Origin of the sequence: Arthrobacter sp. CG_A4 (assembly GCF_035985125.1) — a bacterium.
Taxonomy (GTDB): Bacteria; Actinomycetota; Actinomycetes; order Actinomycetales; family Micrococcaceae; genus Arthrobacter.
Genome location: NZ_JAXCID010000001.1, coordinates 189,822 through 205,179 on the forward strand (window position 1 = coordinate 189,822; position 15,358 = coordinate 205,179).

13 protein-coding genes are annotated in these 15,358 nt (G+C 69.0%); 5 read left to right on the forward strand and 8 right to left on the reverse strand.

Going from position 1 to position 15,358, the window contains the following annotated elements; translation table 11 throughout:
* Window positions 1-63 precede the first annotated feature (63 nt).
* From RCH07_RS00820 to RCH07_RS00830, 3 genes are all read left to right on the forward strand, one after another.
* Window positions 64-3,363: an efflux RND transporter permease subunit gene (locus RCH07_RS00820; protein ID WP_326965559.1), complete on the forward strand. Its 3,300-nt coding sequence runs from the start codon at window positions 64-66 to the stop codon at window positions 3,361-3,363.
* A gap of 369 nt (window positions 3,364-3,732) precedes the next feature.
* On the forward strand, window positions 3,733-4,863 hold the full coding sequence (locus RCH07_RS00825) for an LLM class flavin-dependent oxidoreductase (protein WP_326965560.1): 1,131 nt from the start codon (window positions 3,733-3,735) through the stop codon (window positions 4,861-4,863).
* Complete coding sequence (locus RCH07_RS00830) at window positions 4,863-5,324, forward strand: MarR family winged helix-turn-helix transcriptional regulator (protein ID WP_326965561.1); 462 nt, start codon at window positions 4,863-4,865, stop codon at window positions 5,322-5,324. The genes RCH07_RS00825 and RCH07_RS00830 overlap by 1 nt, the downstream gene beginning before the upstream one ends.
* 47 nt (window positions 5,325-5,371) lie before the next feature.
* On the opposite strand, the gene RCH07_RS00835 is transcribed toward RCH07_RS00830, so the two are convergent.
* Both RCH07_RS00835 and RCH07_RS00840 read right to left on the reverse strand, forming a co-directional pair.
* Window positions 5,372-6,178 (reverse strand): transglutaminase-like domain-containing protein, encoded by an 807-nt coding sequence (locus RCH07_RS00835; RefSeq protein WP_326965562.1) that lies wholly within the window; start codon window positions 6,176-6,178, stop codon window positions 5,372-5,374.
* A 68-nt stretch (window positions 6,179-6,246) separates the two neighbouring features.
* On the reverse strand, window positions 6,247-7,077 hold the full coding sequence (locus RCH07_RS00840; protein ID WP_326965563.1) for a hypothetical protein: 831 nt from the start codon (window positions 7,075-7,077) through the stop codon (window positions 6,247-6,249).
* Window positions 7,078-7,284: 207 nt separating this feature from the next.
* Here RCH07_RS00840 and RCH07_RS00845 point away from each other — a divergent pair, with 207 nt between their 5' ends.
* Window positions 7,285-7,938, forward strand: coding sequence for a DUF1684 domain-containing protein (locus RCH07_RS00845; protein WP_326965564.1), 654 nt, complete (start codon window positions 7,285-7,287; stop codon window positions 7,936-7,938).
* 119 nt (window positions 7,939-8,057) lie between these two features.
* Complete coding sequence (locus tag RCH07_RS00850; protein ID WP_326965565.1) at window positions 8,058-8,558, forward strand: GtrA family protein; 501 nt, start codon at window positions 8,058-8,060, stop codon at window positions 8,556-8,558.
* A 79-nt stretch (window positions 8,559-8,637) separates the two neighbouring features.
* On the opposite strand, the gene RCH07_RS00855 is transcribed toward RCH07_RS00850, so the two are convergent.
* The 6 genes from RCH07_RS00855 to RCH07_RS00880 all read right to left on the reverse strand — a co-directional run bounded on the left by RCH07_RS00855 (window position 8,638) and on the right by RCH07_RS00880 (window position 15,350).
* Complete coding sequence (locus RCH07_RS00855) at window positions 8,638-9,798, reverse strand: cysteine desulfurase family protein (RefSeq protein ID WP_326965566.1); 1,161 nt, start codon at window positions 9,796-9,798, stop codon at window positions 8,638-8,640.
* Window positions 9,795-10,820 carry a carboxylating nicotinate-nucleotide diphosphorylase gene (gene nadC / locus RCH07_RS00860; protein ID WP_326965567.1) on the reverse strand — a complete coding sequence of 342 codons (1,026 nt, stop codon included), beginning with the start codon at window positions 10,818-10,820 and terminating at the stop codon, window positions 9,795-9,797. The genes RCH07_RS00855 and nadC overlap by 4 nt, the downstream gene beginning before the upstream one ends.
* Window positions 10,817-12,628, reverse strand: coding sequence for an L-aspartate oxidase (gene nadB / locus RCH07_RS00865; RefSeq protein ID WP_326965568.1), 1,812 nt, complete (start codon window positions 12,626-12,628; stop codon window positions 10,817-10,819). The genes nadC and nadB overlap by 4 nt, the downstream gene beginning before the upstream one ends.
* A complete protein-coding gene (gene nadA, locus RCH07_RS00870; protein ID WP_326965569.1) occupies window positions 12,625-13,938 on the reverse strand; it encodes a quinolinate synthase NadA in 1,314 nt (437 codons plus the stop codon). The genes nadB and nadA overlap by 4 nt, the downstream gene beginning before the upstream one ends.
* Window positions 13,935-14,651, reverse strand: a complete 717-nt coding sequence (locus RCH07_RS00875; RefSeq protein WP_326965658.1) for an NUDIX hydrolase — start codon at window positions 14,649-14,651, stop codon at window positions 13,935-13,937. The genes nadA and RCH07_RS00875 overlap by 4 nt, the downstream gene beginning before the upstream one ends.
* 225 nt (window positions 14,652-14,876) lie before the next feature.
* Entirely contained in the window at window positions 14,877-15,350 is a 474-nt protein-coding gene (locus RCH07_RS00880; RefSeq protein ID WP_326965570.1) for an Lrp/AsnC family transcriptional regulator, read from the reverse strand.
* Window positions 15,351-15,358: the final 8 nt, after the last annotated feature.

The following is a 15,358-nucleotide window of genomic DNA, read 5'->3' on the forward strand; positions in this document are numbered from 1 at the left end:
CTCCGGGTTGCGGGCGCTTCACTTCTTTGATGTACGACCCTCGACCTTCCAGGAGTCCATGAGATGTTCCGGCTCGCAACACTTTCGCTGGCAAACCGGGCGCTGATTGCGCTGGTCACCGTGTTCGCGTCCGTCTTCGGCGTGATCACAATGTCCTCGCTGAAGCAGGAGCTCATCCCGTCCATCGAGTTCCCGCAGATCACGGTCATCACCTCGATGCCCGGGGCCTCGCCGGAAGTCGTGGACAAGCAGGTCAGCGGCCCGCTGGAGACGGCGCTCAACGGCGTCGAAGGCCTGGAGTCCACGTCCTCCACCTCGCGCAACGGCGTCTCGCAGATCTCCCTGGTGTTCACCTACGGTTCGAACCTGGACCGTGCCCGGAACCAGATCGACCGCGCCATCTCCAACGCCAAGCGGTCCCTGCCGGCCGATGTCCAGCCGCAGGCGATCGCCGGCAGCATCAGCGATTTCCCGATCGTCTTCCTCGCGGTCTCCTCGGACAAGCCGCTCAGTGAGCTGAACTCCGATCTGGCCCGGCTCAGCGTGCCGCGGCTGCAGAAGCTCGACGGCGTCCGCGGCGCCGATCTGACCGGCGGCGCCACCCAGCACATCAAGATCCTGCCGCGCCCCGAGGCGATGGCGGCGTCCGGCGCGAGCATCCAGTCCATCAGCAATGCGCTGAAGAACAACGGCGCCCTGATTCCGGCCGGCACCATCGAGGAACAGGGCAAGACCCTCTCGCTGCAGATCGGCAGCCCGGTGGATTCGCTCGACGCGATCAAGGCTCTCCCGCTCGGCGGCGCCAGGGATGCCGCCACGATCGGCAGCGTCGCGGAGGTGAGCATCGCCGAGGACGCCCGCACCTCGATCACCCGGACCAACGGCGAGGAAACCCTGGCCCTGTCCGTCACCAAAAAGCCCGAGGGCGACACGGTCGCCATTTCCCGCGCGGTAAAGGAGTCCATCCCCCAGCTGGAGGCCGAACTCGGCTCCAATGCCAGGTTCACCCCGATCTTCGATCAGGCGCCGTTCATCGAGAAGTCCATCAAGGACCTCACCACCGAGGGTCTGCTGGGACTGGGCTTCGCCGTCGCCGTGATCCTGGTGTTCCTGATGTCCGCACGCGCCACCCTGGTGACGGCCGTGTCCATCCCGCTGTCCCTGCTGATCACGTTCATCGGGCTGTCTGCCACCGGCTACTCGCTGAACATCCTGACCCTCGGCGCGCTCACCATCGCGATCGGCCGTGTGGTGGACGACTCGATCGTGGTGATCGAGAACATCAAGCGCCACCTGAGCTACGGCGAGGCGAAGATCACCGCGATCCTGACCTCCATCCGCGAGGTCGCCGGCGCCATCACCGCCTCCACCCTGACCACCGTGGCCGTCTTCCTGCCGATCGCTTTTGTGGCCGGCCTGGCCGGCGAACTGTTCCGGCCGTTCGCGATGACAGTCACCATCGCGCTGCTTTCCTCGCTCCTGGTGTCATTGACCATCGTGCCGGTGCTGGCGTACTGGTTCCTGCGCAATCCTGCCGACAAGGCCGGCGCCCCGGAAGGCTCAGCCCGGGAGATCGCGGCCAGGGCCCACGAGGCAGAGCAGCGCACAGTGCTGCAGCGCGGTTACATGCCGATCCTGGCCAAAACCCAGAAGCACCCGGCCGTGACCCTGATCGCGGCCGTCCTGGTGCTCGGCGGCACCGCCGCCATGACCCCGCTGCTGGCCACCGATCTGCTGGGCAGCTCGGGCGAAAACAGCATGACCGTCCGGCAGAGCCTCCCCGCCGGCACCAGCCTGGCCGAGGCCGGCGCTGCCGCCATCAAGGTGGAGGAGGTGTTGCGGGAGATCGACGGCGTCAAGGACGTCCAGGTCACCACCGGCAACGCCCGGACCGGCTTCTCCGCGCTGCTGTCGGCCGGTGCCTCAAATTCCAGCTTCACTGTGGTCACGGAGGAGAAGGCCAACCAGGGCAAACTCAAAGACACCGTCCGCGGCGAGCTCGCCAGGATTCCTGATGCCGGCAAGATCACCGTGGGCTCGCAGCAGGGCGGCTTCGGCACGACGTCGACCGTGGACATCACTCTCAAGGCCGCCACCACCGCGGACCTCCGCGCTGCGAGCGAGGCCATGGTCACGGCCATGGACGGCGTCCCCGGCTCCTCCGAGGTGGCCACCAACCTGGCAGCCAGCCAACCGGTGGTCCAGGTCAAGGTGGATCGGGCCAAGGCCGTCGCCGCAGGCCTGAACGAGGAGCAGGTGGCCGGTGTGCTGGCCGCCACCATCAGCCCGATTCCGGCCGGAACCGTGCGCATCGAGACCAACGACTTCCCGGTCCGGATCGGCGAAGGCACCCGCTTCAGCAGCATCGGCGCCGTCCGGGACATACCGCTCCCGACGGCGCGTGGCCCCGTCCCGCTAGGCAGCATCGCCGCCGTGGAGCAGGTGGACGTGCCCGTCTCGATCACTGCGAGCAACGGCCAGCGGACCGCGCGCGTGTCCGTCACGCCGTCGGGCGCCAACCTCGGCGCGGTGAGCACCGAAGTGCAGGCGCGGCTCAAGACAGTCCAGCTGCCGCCGGGCGTCACGGCTGAGATCGGTGGCGCCACAACGCAGCAGGCCGAGTCCTTCGCCCAGCTGGGCCTGGCCCTGCTGGCAGCCATCGCGATCGTCTACGTGATCATGGTCGCCGCGTTCAAGTCGCTCATCCAGCCGCTGATCCTGCTCGTCTCCGTCCCGTTCGCTGCTACAGGCGCTATCGGGCTGCTGCTGGTGACCGGGGTGCCGCTGGGCCTGCCCTCGCTGATCGGCATGCTGATGCTGGTGGGGATTGTGGTGACCAATGCGATTGTGCTGATCGACCTCATCAACCAGTACCGCCGGCCGCGGAACGGCGAGCCCGGGATGAGCGTGGCGGACGCAATCACACACGGCGCCCGCCAGCGGCTCCGGCCGATTCTGATGACGGCCCTGGCCACTGTGTTCGCGCTGACGCCGATGGCCCTGGGCCTGACCGGCGGAGGCGGCTTCATCTCGCAGCCGCTCGCCATCGTGGTGATCGGCGGCCTGATCTCCTCCACCGCGCTGACCCTGGTCCTGGTACCGGTGCTGTACCGGCTGGTCGAGGGCCGGCGCGAACGGAAGGCGCTGGCGACGGCGGACGCAACGCCGCCGCGTGGTCGCCGCGCCGCCGCAGGCCGCGCCGACGTCGTGAGCGGTACCGGCGTTGTGAGCAGCACCGGCGTTGAGGGAAGTACCGGCGGCGAGGGCAGGCAGGGCGTCGTGAGCGGCCCGGCCGGTCACGAGGACGGCCAGCTCCCCGGCCAGCTTTCAGGGACCGACGAGGCCCCGGCCCTGCGCAACTAGAGGTCATGTTCGCGGAGTCGTCGGTGGGTTGGACGCACCTGGACCTGTTCATGCCGCGCGGGACATGCCCATTCTTCGCACCCGGGACTGGGCATAATGACACTATGTCCACCCGCCGGCCCCGGCGCGGGGCATGTCCCCTTTAGGCCGGTGTCCAGTCCGGGGGACATGCCCATTCTTCGCACCCGGGACTGGACACAATGACACTATGTCCACCCGCCGGCCCCGGCGCGGGGCATGTCCCTCTGGGCCCGGCCAACGGGAATATTCGCCAGGGGAGGCGTTATACCGGTCGATAGATGCAAATGCATGTATCGCGGCTATAGTAGAAGCAGCTCCCGGAAGACTCCGGCCACGGAAAGGCCCACCATGCAGATCGGCGTATTCAGCGTCAGCGACATCACCACCGACCCCACCACGGGCCGTATGCCTACGGAGCACGAGCGCATCAAGGCGTCCGTGGCGATCGCCAAAAAGGTCGAGGACATTGGCATGGATGTCTATGCCATCGGCGAGCACCACAACCGGCCGTTCTTCTCCTCCTCCCCCACCACCACCCTCGCCTACATCGCGGCCCAGACCGAGCGGATCATCCTGTCCACGGCGACGACGCTGATCACCACCAATGACCCGGTGAAGATCGCCGAGGACTTCGCCATGCTGCAGCACCTGTCCGACGGCCGCGTGGACCTGGTCCTGGGCCGCGGCAACACCGCCCCGGTCTACCCCTGGTTCGGCAAGAACATCCAGGACGGGATCGAACTCGCGATCGAGAACTACGCCCTGCTGCGCCGCCTCTGGGACGAGGACACCGTGAACTGGTCCGGCAAGTTCCGCACCCCGCTGCAAAACTTCACGTCCACCCCGCGCCCGCTCGACGGCGTGGCACCCTTCGTGTGGCACGGCTCCATCCGCACCCCGCAGATCGCCGAAGTGGCTGCCTACTACGGCGACGGCTTCTTCGCGAACAACATCTTCTGGCCCAAGGAGCACTACCAGCAGCTGATCAGCCTCTACCGCGAACGCTACGAGCACTACGGCCATGGCAAGGCAGACCAGGCGATCGTGGGCCTCGGCGGACAATTCTTCATGCGGAAGAACTCCCAGGACGCCGTCAAGGAGTTCCGCCCCTACTTCGACAACGCCCCGGTCTACGGACACGGCCCCTCGCTGGAGGACTTCACCTCACAGACTCCGCTGACCGTGGGCAGCCCGCAGGAAGTCATCGAAAAGACCCTGACCTTCCGTGAGTACTTCGGCGACTACCAGCGCCAGCTGTTCCTGATCGACCACGCCGGCCTGCCGCTGAAAACGGTCCTCGAACAGCTGGACCTGTTCGGCGAAGAGGTGCTGCCGGTGCTCCGCAAGGAATACGCCGCCCTCACCCCGGCACATCTTCCGGAGCCGCCCACCCACGCCGGACGGGTGGCTGCCTCCCTGGCCGCAGCCGGTCAGCCCTCCGGCCAAACCACCAGCCCCGCCGGCAACAAAAGCGCGTGATGGCCGCCCAGACAGCCGGGTCACCCGTACGCCTGGCCGCGGAAACTTGGGAATCACTGTTCCGCGCCCAGGTGGCAGTGATGCGCAAGCTGCAGGCAGCACCCGCCTTCAAGACGCTGCCGCTCAATGAATACGACGTGCTCTTTACGCTCTCCCGGTGTCCGTCCGGGTGGCTCCGCCAGAACGAGCTCAACGATCACATCCTGCTCAGCCAGTCCAGCCTGAGCCGGCTGGTGGAACGGCTGGAAAAGCGCGGACTCGTGGAGCGGAAGCCCGTTCCCGAGGACGGCCGCGGGGTACAGATCAAGCTCACCGAGGCCGGCTGGGAGCTCCAACGGCAGATCGGCCGGGAGCACGTCCGCGACATCGTGACCCTGGTCGGCCCCGCGCTCACGGCCGCCGAACAGCAGGAGCTGCTGCGCCTGACGGAGAAGCTGCGGGCATCGGTGACGGCACGCTGAATGTGCGCTGACGACGCCGGCCCGGCGGACCGGGTCTCCGGCGACCGTTAGCGGAGCACGACGAGCTTCGACGGATCCTCGTCCGGCAGTTCGCCGTTGACGATCGCGGTGACCCTGAGTTCGTTCAGCACCAGGCTCCCGCCCACCGTGGACAGGAACGCGGTATCCGAGGAATCGCGGCCCGCGGTGATCCGCAGCATACTTTCGCGCGGCGCCAGGCCGGTCGGATCGATCACGTGCCAAGCCCCGTTGATGTGGGCCTCGGCCACCGCGTGGAAGTCCATTGGACTCAGCCCGGGGGCGTACACGGCGGCCAGCCGGGCCGGTACGTTTTTGGAGCGCAGGAGCGAGATCGCCAGATGGGCGAAGTCGCGGCAGACACCGCGGCGGTGCAGGAGGGTCTCGACGGCGCCGTCGGTCCCCCGCGACGATCCGCTGAGGTACCGCAGCTCGCTGAAGACCCAGTTGCGGACGGCCTGCAGGAGCTCCACGCCCTGAAAGCCGCCGAATTCCGCATAGGCGGTGGGCAGCATCCGATCGGACTCGGCATAGCGGCTGGGACGCACGTAGCGGATGAGTTCCATCAGCCCCGGTTCTTCCGGCAGCGCGAAGCCTGTGATGGTGGCGGTGTACTCCACGAGGACCTCGGCGGGTTCCGCGAACTCCATGTAGTGGAAGCGGCCGCCGTGGTGGTCCGAGAGCTCGGTCACCGGGATGTCCTCGCCGCCGGATGTCACGGAAAGCGACTCCTCGAAGCTGGTGTAGCCGGCGTTGCGTGCCACCGCCACCGCCAGGGCCACCTTGGTATCCGCCACGGTCTGGAAAGCCAGGCGGACGGCTGCGGTGCGTTCCATGTTTCTCCGTGGTGTGGGGTAACAACAGGTGGAGTCACCGCTCCCGGCCACGGGCGGGCGGGGCAGGACTAGTTCTTGATCTTCAGAGACATTAGCATCCGCTGGACGTTGGCGAATTCCGGGCCCTCGTTGACGTATTTGGCCGCCTGGTCCAGGGTGTCGAAGGACTTCGCCGGGGCCACTTTCTGATCGGGGGCGGGCGGCTTCAGGACCGTCAGGTCACCGAAGGAGTAGTCGCCCGCGCCCTCGGGACCGCGAACCATGTTCTGCAGCGCACAGGATTTTCCGCCGGCACCGCCCACGATGTTGGTGATGCCATATGAGCCGAAGTACTTGTAACCCTGGATGACCCGGAACACAACATGCGGGTCAATGGTCCCGTTGCCGGCCCGGTGCGGCAGCTCCACCGGAACGCTGCTCACGACGACGTACGGCTTGGCGGCGTCATCCGCACAGGCCGGGGCGGACTGCGGTGCCAGACCGGTCTGCAGGGTGGCCAGGTAACCGCCCTTGGCGTCCTTGACCTCGATCTTGAGCGCGCCCGGCCTGGTTCCCGGCTCGGGTGTCACGGATTGGGCAATCCATTCCTGCGGGAGCTCGAAGCTGACGTTTTTCGCCGGATCGGCGAAGACTTTCCAGGCCGACGCCGTCGAGCCCGGTGCCGCTGACCCGGAGACCGTGGCGCCGGGCGAGCCGCCCGGCGTGGCGCCGCCCGCGGACGGGTCCGCCGACGTCGTACTCCCGCCCGAACTGCCGCCCGGTCCGGAACCCGCCGTCCAGGCCGGTGTCCCTTTATCCTCGGTGCTGCAGCCGGAAAGCACGACGGCGATGACCGCCAGCGCCGCGGCGATCCGGACCCCGCGGGCCCCCGTGCCCCGAAAAATATCCGTCCCAGTCATGGTGCCAGCGTAGCCCTGGCCGGACCCGTTCAGGGTGTCCGGACCAGCGTTTCGCAGAAGCCGCGGCGGCCCACGGCGTCCCGAGCGGAACCTTCGCACCCACGGCGTGCATGAAGCCGCGCGCCCGGACGTCGACGTCCGGGCGGGTACTGGAAGAGGCAATCCGCGGTAAAAAATGCCGCCGGGAAAGCGGGATACGCTGGGAACATGGCGGATCACGAATTTGGGGAAAGTGTGGCGGACATCTCCGCTGTCGACATCGCGGACTGGCGGCTCCGGACCTTTGCGCTCTATGCCACCGTGCGGAAGCTCGCAGCCGAGGACCCGGCCGAGGCCCACACCTACTGGCGCCACGAGCGGGACCGGATGTTCGGCGCCCACCCCGCCTCGCCGCTCACGGCCGCAGCGAAGTCGAGCTTCGACGGGCTCAAGACGGCGGACTACGATCCGATCTACCGCTTCCACATCCCGCTGACCAGCGAGGGTGCCGGGCGGGAGATGAATGTGGAGACGGGAACGGACGGCCTGGTCCGGTTCGTCCGGCTCGGCACCCTGGATCTGCCGGAGCTGGGCCAGCTCGCGGTCTGGAAACTCAACGGTTACGGCGGCGGCATCTTCGTGCCCTTCCGTGACGCCACGGCCGGGCAGCCCGGAGGCAGCTACGGCGCCGGCCGCTACCTGCTGGACACCATCAAGGGCGCCTACCACGGCACCCACGGCACCGGCCCGGCGGCCGAGTTCGTGGTGGACTTCAACTTCGCCTACAGCCCGTCCTGTGCCTACAACGAAGCCTGGGCATGCCCCCTTGCCGGACCGTCCAACCGGCTCGCCGTGGAGATCCCGGTCGGCGAACTGTACTGACCCGCTGTACTGACCTGCGGGCCGCCGTCGCGACCGGTTCAGCGTGGCATTCGGCTCTGCCGGCCTGGCCCCACGACTCCGTTGCCGGAAAACAGGCCCTGGTGTGACAGGCTTGAGGGATGGAATCTGCCGCGCCCGCCACTGAGCTCGAGCAGCCGCCATCTCCCCCACAGGCCCCGTTCAGACCGAAGTCCCGCCGCCACCGCGGCATTCTCCGGTATCCGGCTTTCCGGCAGCTGATCCGGTTCACCGGCGTCGGGATCATCTGCACGGTGACGTCCCTGGCCCTCTACGCCCTGTTCCGCCCCTGGTTCGGCTCCCAGCCGGCCAACGCGGCGGCCCTCATCCTCACTTCGATTATGAACACGGCGCTGAACCGGAGGCTGACGTTCAAGATCACCGAGCGGCACCGGATGAAACGCGACCACCTCAACGGGTTGATCGTCATCTCCGTGGCACTGCTGATTACCGGCGGAAGCCTGGCGGTGCTGCACTGGATTAACCCGGCTGCGACGATGGCCGACGAACTCTGGACCACAACGCTGTCCGGCTTCGTGGCCACCGCCGTGCGCTTCACCCTGCTGCGGCACTGGATCTTCCGACGCGCCCGGCACCGCTAAACCCGGTTTGAGCTATCACTTAATGTTGCTCTGAACGCCGGATAACGACCGGTACTGATAGCTCAACGGGTGTCGGGTGTCAGGTGGCCTGGCCGAGCGACTTGACGCTCCCGACGGCGGATCGCACAGCGGCCGCCGCCTCCCGCAGTTCAGCCGCCGTAATCGTTGAATCGAAGCTGAACCGCACCGCCGTCTGCGCGACTTCGGCGTCGATCCCCATGGCCCGCAGCACCGGGGACGGCTGGTCCGAACCCGCGGCGCAGGCGGAGCCGCTGGAGCAGACGACGCCCTGGCGCTCAAGTTCCAGCAGCACGGACTCCCCGCTGGTTCCGGGGAAGCAGAACGACGCCACGGAGGGCAGCCGCTCGGTCGGGTGGCCGGTGAGGAACGCGCCGGGGACACCGGCCAGTACCATCCGGATGAAGTCATCGCGCAGGGCGGCAATAGGCGCCGCGAGCTCATGCTGTGACCCCCGGGCCAGGGTAAGCGCTGTCGCCAGCGCCACGGCGCCGGCAACGTTCTCGGTGCCCGAGCGGCGGCCGCGTTCCTGACCCCCGCCATGAATCACGGGCTCCAGCCGGGTCCGGCTGCGCACGAACAGGGCACCATTTCCCTTGGGTGCCCCGAGCTTATGTCCGGACAGGCTGAGCGCGTCGATGCCCAGTGCGGCGGTGTCCAGCGGCAGCCAGCCGGCGGCCTGCACAGCGTCGGTATGGAACGGAATGCCCTGCGCGCGGGCAAGCTCGGCGAGCATTGCCACGGGCTGCACCGTGCCCACCTCGTTGTTGGCATACATGATGCTGACCACGGCGGTTTCGGGCCTGAGGACCGCGGCGAGGGCCTCCCCGGTGACGCGGCCGTAGCAGTCCACCGGCACCACGTCGACGGCGAAGCCGTGCACCCGTTCGAGGTAGCGGGCTGATTCCTCCACGGCGGGATGCTCGACGGCGCTGATCACCACGCGGTCCAGCCGCGGGTCCGCGGCGCGGCGGGCCAGGGCAAGGCCCTTGACCGCGAGGTTGTCCGCTTCCGTGCCGCCGGAGGTGAAAATGACCTCGCCCGGGCGGCAGCCCAGCGCCTCGGCCGTCGCAGACCGCGCCCCGGCCAGCGCTCTGGCGGCGGCATCACCGAGGGAATGGTGGCTCGAGGGGTTACCGAACTCCCCCGTGAGGTACGGCCACATGGCCTCAAGCACCTCTCGGCGGACCGGGGTGGTGGCCGCAGCGTCCAGGAAAATCATGGCGCCCGTCGGCCTGCCGACGGCTCGGTGCCGGGCTCGGTGCCGGCTTCAAGGGCCAGTTCAATATCGAGCCCGAGGTCCAGGGCGGCGACACTGTGGGTGAGCCCTCCGATCGAGATGACATCCACCCCGGTCGCGGCGATGCCGGCCACCGTGGCCAGGTTGACGTTGCCGCTGGCCTCCACCCGAGCCCGTCCCCCGATCAGCGCCACCCCGGCGGCCAGTTCGGCCGGAGTGAAGTTGTCCAGCATGATGGTGTCCACCCCGGCGGCCAGCACCGGTTCGATCTGCTCCATGGCGTCCACTTCCACCTCGAAGTGCACGGTGTGCCCCAGCCGTGCCTTGGCCTCAAGCAGCACCGCCGCGAGCTTCGACGCGTCTCCCCCGGTGAGGACGGCCAGGTGGTTGTCCTTGGCCAGAACGGCGTCGGACAGGCTGAAGCGGTGGTTCGTGCCGCCACCGCAGCGGACGGCGTAGCGTTCGAGCACGCGCAACCCCGGCGTCGTCTTCCGGGTATCGGTGATCCGGGCCCCGGTACCGTCGACCAGCGCAACGAACTCCGCGGTCTTCGTGGCGATGGCACTCATCCGTTGGACCAGGTTCAGGGCCACGCGCTCTGCCAGCAGCACCGCACGGGCGTTCCCTGTGACCCTCGCGAGCGGCGTGCCGGCGACAAAGGCCGTGCCGTCCGCGACCAGGAGAACGACGGCGGCGTCGGCGTCGGTCAGCTTCATCGCGGCGGCGAACACCTCGCCACCGCTGAGTATGCCGGGCACGCGGGCGGCCAGGACCGCCGTCGCCCGGGCAGCGGCGGGGATGAGCATCTGCGAGGTGATGTCCCCGTACGGGGCGTCTTCCAGCAGGGCAGCCCGCAGTACGGCGTCGACGGCGGTGGCGGGCAGCGTTCCGGCGAGCGCCGGCGGCGTCGACGGCGTTGATGGAGTCGACGGCGTTGATGGCGCGGTGGGGCGCGCCGCTGTTCCGGTGCGTGCAGTGGTTGCAGCAGTAGCGGGTGCTGTCATGACGAGATCCTTTGCTTGGAACGGGACTCGGCGGTGTGCCGGTGGCCGGATCGGCCGGCCGGCGGGTCTGGGCGGGCCGGGGCAGCGGGTTCCGCGGGGCGCGCGCTACTGGGATCGGCGTCGGCGCGGTAGTGGGCGCCGACGGAACCGGTCCGCTGCCGTGCCGCTGCCACGAGCAGCTGAGCGGCCAGCAGCAGGTTCCGCTCCTCGTGGCCGGACTTGTCGAGGCGGGTCCGGTGATCCACATTCGGAGTGGCTGCTGCCCACTCGGCGAGCCGGGCCGCGGCGGCGTCGAGTTCGGCGCCGGTGCGCAACACACCGGCGGCGCCGGTCATCAGGCGACGCAGGGCGTCCCGGCTGAAGGGAGTGGTTACCGACCCGGGGACGCGGAACTCGGGCAGTTCGGGCCGCGTACTGGCGGCTGACGGCATACCGGCGGTGAACGGGGCAGGGGCCGAATCGACGGCGTCCTGCCCGGCGGCGGCCGAGCCCAGGAATGCTTCGACAGCCCGCCGGCCGAAGACGAGTCCTTCCAGCAGCGAATTGCTGGCCAGCCGGTTGGCTCCGTGCACCCCCGTGCATGCCACTTCGCCGGCGGCATACAGGCCCGGGACGGAGGTGCGTCCCCGGAGATCGGTGGACACACCGCCCATCCAGTAGTGAGCCGCCGGCGACACCGGAAGCGGTTCCGCGGTCCAGTCGTAGCCCGCGGCGCGGGTAGCCGCACTGATGCTGGGGAACCGCCGGGCCAGGAACCCCGGACCGCGCGCGGCCTCGATCCCCCGGGCGTCCAGGTACACCGGGCTGTCCGCGGCCGCCCCTGTGGCGGCCAGGTGCAGCGCGATGCTGCGGGAGACGACGTCGCGCGGGGCCAGTTCCGCGTCAAGATGGTAGTCCGGCATAAAGCGGTAACCGGCGGCGTCCAGCAGGACTGCCCCCTCGCCGCGGACCGCCTCGGAGACCAGCAGCGCCGGCGGGCCGCCGGCGAGCTCCTCGGCGGCCAGCGTGGTGGGGTGGAACTGGAAGAACTCGAGGTCCCGCACTGCCGCGCCTGCACGCCAGGCCAGGGCGAGGCCGTCGGCGGTTGCCACGGACGGGTTGCTGGTCCGGGCGAAGAGCCTGCCGGCGCCGCCCGTGGCGAGCAGCACCGCATCGGCGGCCAGCCGCCTGGGCCGTCCGTTGGCGAGGTAAGCAACCCCTGTAACGCGCGCCGCCGCCGTCGGGCTCCCTGCGCCGGTCAGGAGTTCGGTCACGAAGGCGCCCGTCTCGATTCGGAGCCGGCCCTGGACTGCACGGTCGAGGACCGCGGCCACAAGGGCGCGGGTGATCCGGGCACCGGTTGCGTCGCCGCCGGCATGCAGGATGCGGGCGGCGAAGTGTGCGGCCTCGAGGCCCAGCGCCGGCCCGCCCGCGGGTCCGGCGTCGAAGCGCACGCCGAAACGCCGGAGCCCGGCGATGTCCCGGACGGCCTCGGTGCAGAGGATCCGCACGGCTTCGGGATCGTTGAGGCCGGCGCCGGCGGCGAGCGTGTCGGCGATGTGGGCCGCGACGGAGTCGCCCGGCGCCGCCTCCCCCGGCGGCAGCACGGCAGCGACGCCGCCCTGGGCATAGAAGGTGTTGCTTTGTTCCAGGGTCCCCTTGCTCAGCAGCACCACCTCGGCAGCGCCGGGCAACCCGCCCTGCGCGGACACAGCGCCGGGCCTCCCGCCCTGCGCGGACACGGCCTCGGAGGACACGGCGTCGGAGGCGAGCAGCGCGGCGTAGAGTCCGGCGATCCCGCTGCCCACCACCACCAGGCGCCTGGTCACGGCCGCGCCGCCAGCATGCGCTCCAGGGCGATCCGCGCCGGGGCCGCGACAGTGTCCTCCACGGTGATGCGGTTGAGCACCTCACCCCGGACCAGCGCCTCCAGGACCCAGGCGAGATAGCCGGGATGGATCCGGTACATCGTGGAGCAGGGGCAGATCACCGGGTCCAGGCAGAAGATGGTGTGCTGCGGGTATTCCGCGGCCAGCCGGTTGACCAGGTTGACCTCGGTGCCGACGGCGAAGGTGGTCGGTTCTGTGGCGGCCGCGATGGCCTTGCGGATGAAGTCCGTGGAGCCGGCGGAATCGGCCGCATCCACCACCTCCATCGGGCATTCCGGGTGCACGATCACCTTGACCCCCGGGAACTCGGCGCGGGCCTTCTCGATCTGACCCACGTTGAAGCGCTTGTGGACGGAGCAGAAACCGTGCCAGAGGATCACGCGGGAATCGAGCAGGGCCTGCTCACCGTTGCCGCCGAGGTCCTTGCGTGGGTTCCACAGCGGCATCTGCTCCAGCGGCACGCCCATGGCCTTGGCGGTGTTGCGGCCCAGGTGCTGGTCCGGGAAGAACAGCACACGCTGGCCGCGCTCGAACGCCCACTCCAGCACGGTGGCGGCGTTGGATGAGGTGCAGACGATCCCGCCGTGCTCGCCGCAGAAGCCCTTGAGGGCAGCGGAGGAGTTCATGTAGGTGACGGGGATGACCGGGACCCGGCCGTCGGCGTCGGGCTCCGTGCCGAAGAGCTCCTCAAGCTGTTCCCAGCATTCGGTCACGGAGTCGATGTCCGCCATGTCCGCCATGGAGCAGCCCGCGGCAAGGTTGGGCAGGATCACGGCCTGGTCCGGCCGGGACAGGATGTCCGCGGTCTCGGCCATGAAGTGCACGCCGCAGAAGATGATGGCCTCCGCATCCGGCCGGATCAGGGCGGCGTTGGCGAGTTGGAAGGAGTCGCCCACGAAGTCGGCGTATGCCACCACCTCGTCGCGCTGGTAGAAGTGGCCCAGGACGACGGCGCGGTCCCCCAGCGCCGCTTTGGCGGCGCGGATCCGGACGTCAAGTTCGGCGTCGCCGGCGAGCTTGTATTCCTCGGGGAGCTGGCCCTGCCGCGGCGTCGACGCCGGGGCCGCGTCGGCTGTGGAGGCGCCGGGGCCGTAGGAGGGCACACCGGCGAGCGCCTCCGCGAGGTCGAAGTCCCAGGGGCCGCGGGCGAGCGCCGGGCTGCAGGTCGAGGCTGTTGCCCGACCATTGGCGCTGCTGCCGGCGGCCTGTTCGCGCGTGATCAGCTGGATAGCCGTGTTGACGCTGCTCATGGTGTGCTCCTGTTGTCCGGGTCAAGGCCTGGGCGGCCGGTATAGCGGTAAAGGCGGGGCGGCCGGTGTTTGCCGCCCTGCAGGTATTCGCCGGTTTCTGCGATCTCCGGCGTGGCTTTGATCTGCCGGCGGAAGTTCGCCGGATCCAGTTCGCGGTCCAGGACGGCCTCGTAGACCTCCCGGATCTGGGCGAGGGTGAAGTACTCGCCAAGTAGGTGGTAGGCAATGGACCCGTAGGCCATCTTGTTGCGCAGCCGCCCGAGCGCGTAGTCGATGATGGCGTTGTGATCGAAGGCCAGTTCCCCCAGGCGGTCGGCGCGGAACCAGCGGACGTTCTCCGACTCGTCGGCGAGCGCGGCCTCGGTCGGCTGGACCAGGGCCCAGTACACGATCGACACAATGCGCTGCGCCGGCGAGCGGTGCAGCCCGCCGAAGGCGTAGAGCTGCTCGAGGTAGCGGGGGTCCAGCCCGGTGGTGTCGCGCAGGTTCCGGGACGCGGCATCCTGGAGGGACTCCGCGGGGGTGAGCGGGCCGCCGGGGAGCGCCCACAGGCCTTTGAACGGTTCGCGGATCCGGCGCACCAGCGGAATCCAGAGGGCGGGGCGTCCCGAACTTTCGCTCGGCCGAAGCGCGAAGATCACGGTAGAGATAGCCAAAGACGGCGGCGCGAACTGACGCTCGGCAACGTTGGCGGCACTTGTGTAGACGATGATTCACCCCGCATCCTGAGGCTCCGGACCGGCCCCTTCGGACTGCCCGGACAGATCCGGCCCGACCGCCGGAATAGTTATAGTCAGATTGACTAGAACTAAGTCTACGACGTTAGGGGCCGGGCGCAAAATGTTTCAGGTCACCTTCGGCTGCTGCTGCGCACCGGGCGGGCTGGCCGAGCCGTCCGGGCGGGCCTGCCCGGCGGGCCTGCCGGGCGGGCCGCCTGTTCACCCTCCCTCGGCGGCGGCCTCCAGCAGCGGCAGGGTGCGGCCCTGGAAATGCGTGTTGAGCACGATCACCGAGGAGGACCGCAGCACCGTCCTCGTGGCGATCATGGCATCGAGGACCCGCTGCAGGTCAGGGTTGGAGCGGGCCGCGATGCGCGCCATCAGATCCGAACTGCCGGAAACGGTGTGGATCTCGATGAGTTCCGGAATCCGCGCCAGGGCTTCGACGACGGCGTCGTGCCCCAGGTCCTGGTTGATCGTCAGGGAGCAGAACGCCACCACCGGAAAGCCGAAATGGGCCGGATCCGGCTGCGGCACCCAGGACCCGATGACGCCGCTGCCCTGCATCCGGTCCAGCCGTGCCTGCACGGTGGCGCGGGCAACCCTGAGCACCCGGGAGGCCTCCAGCACCGAGGCCCGGGGCGAATCGGTGAAGAACCGGACAATTTTCGCATCCAGCGGATCAACGTCCATCGAGAATT

Coding starts and splice junctions, on each gene's coding strand:
- RCH07_RS00845 (WP_326965564.1), top strand. CDS start 7,285: ATGGCGGATCACGAATTTGGGGAAAGTGTGGCGGACATCTCCGCTGTC.
- RCH07_RS00835 (WP_326965562.1), bottom strand. CDS start 6,178: ATGGAACGCACCGCAGCCGTCCGCCTGGCTTTCCAGACCGTGGCGGAT.
- RCH07_RS00825 (WP_326965560.1), top strand. CDS start 3,733: ATGCAGATCGGCGTATTCAGCGTCAGCGACATCACCACCGACCCCACC.
- RCH07_RS00830 (WP_326965561.1), top strand. CDS start 4,863: ATGGCCGCCCAGACAGCCGGGTCACCCGTACGCCTGGCCGCGGAAACT.
- nadC (WP_326965567.1), bottom strand. CDS start 10,820: ATGACAGCACCCGCTACTGCTGCAACCACTGCACGCACCGGAACAGCG.
- nadA (WP_326965569.1), bottom strand. CDS start 13,938: ATGAGCAGCGTCAACACGGCTATCCAGCTGATCACGCGCGAACAGGCC.
- RCH07_RS00880 (WP_326965570.1), bottom strand. CDS start 15,350: ATGGACGTTGATCCGCTGGATGCGAAAATTGTCCGGTTCTTCACCGAT.
- RCH07_RS00820 (WP_326965559.1), top strand. CDS start 64: ATGTTCCGGCTCGCAACACTTTCGCTGGCAAACCGGGCGCTGATTGCG.
- RCH07_RS00840 (WP_326965563.1), bottom strand. CDS start 7,077: ATGACTGGGACGGATATTTTTCGGGGCACGGGGGCCCGCGGGGTCCGG.
- RCH07_RS00855 (WP_326965566.1), bottom strand. CDS start 9,798: ATGATTTTCCTGGACGCTGCGGCCACCACCCCGGTCCGCCGAGAGGTG.
- RCH07_RS00850 (WP_326965565.1), top strand. CDS start 8,058: ATGGAATCTGCCGCGCCCGCCACTGAGCTCGAGCAGCCGCCATCTCCC.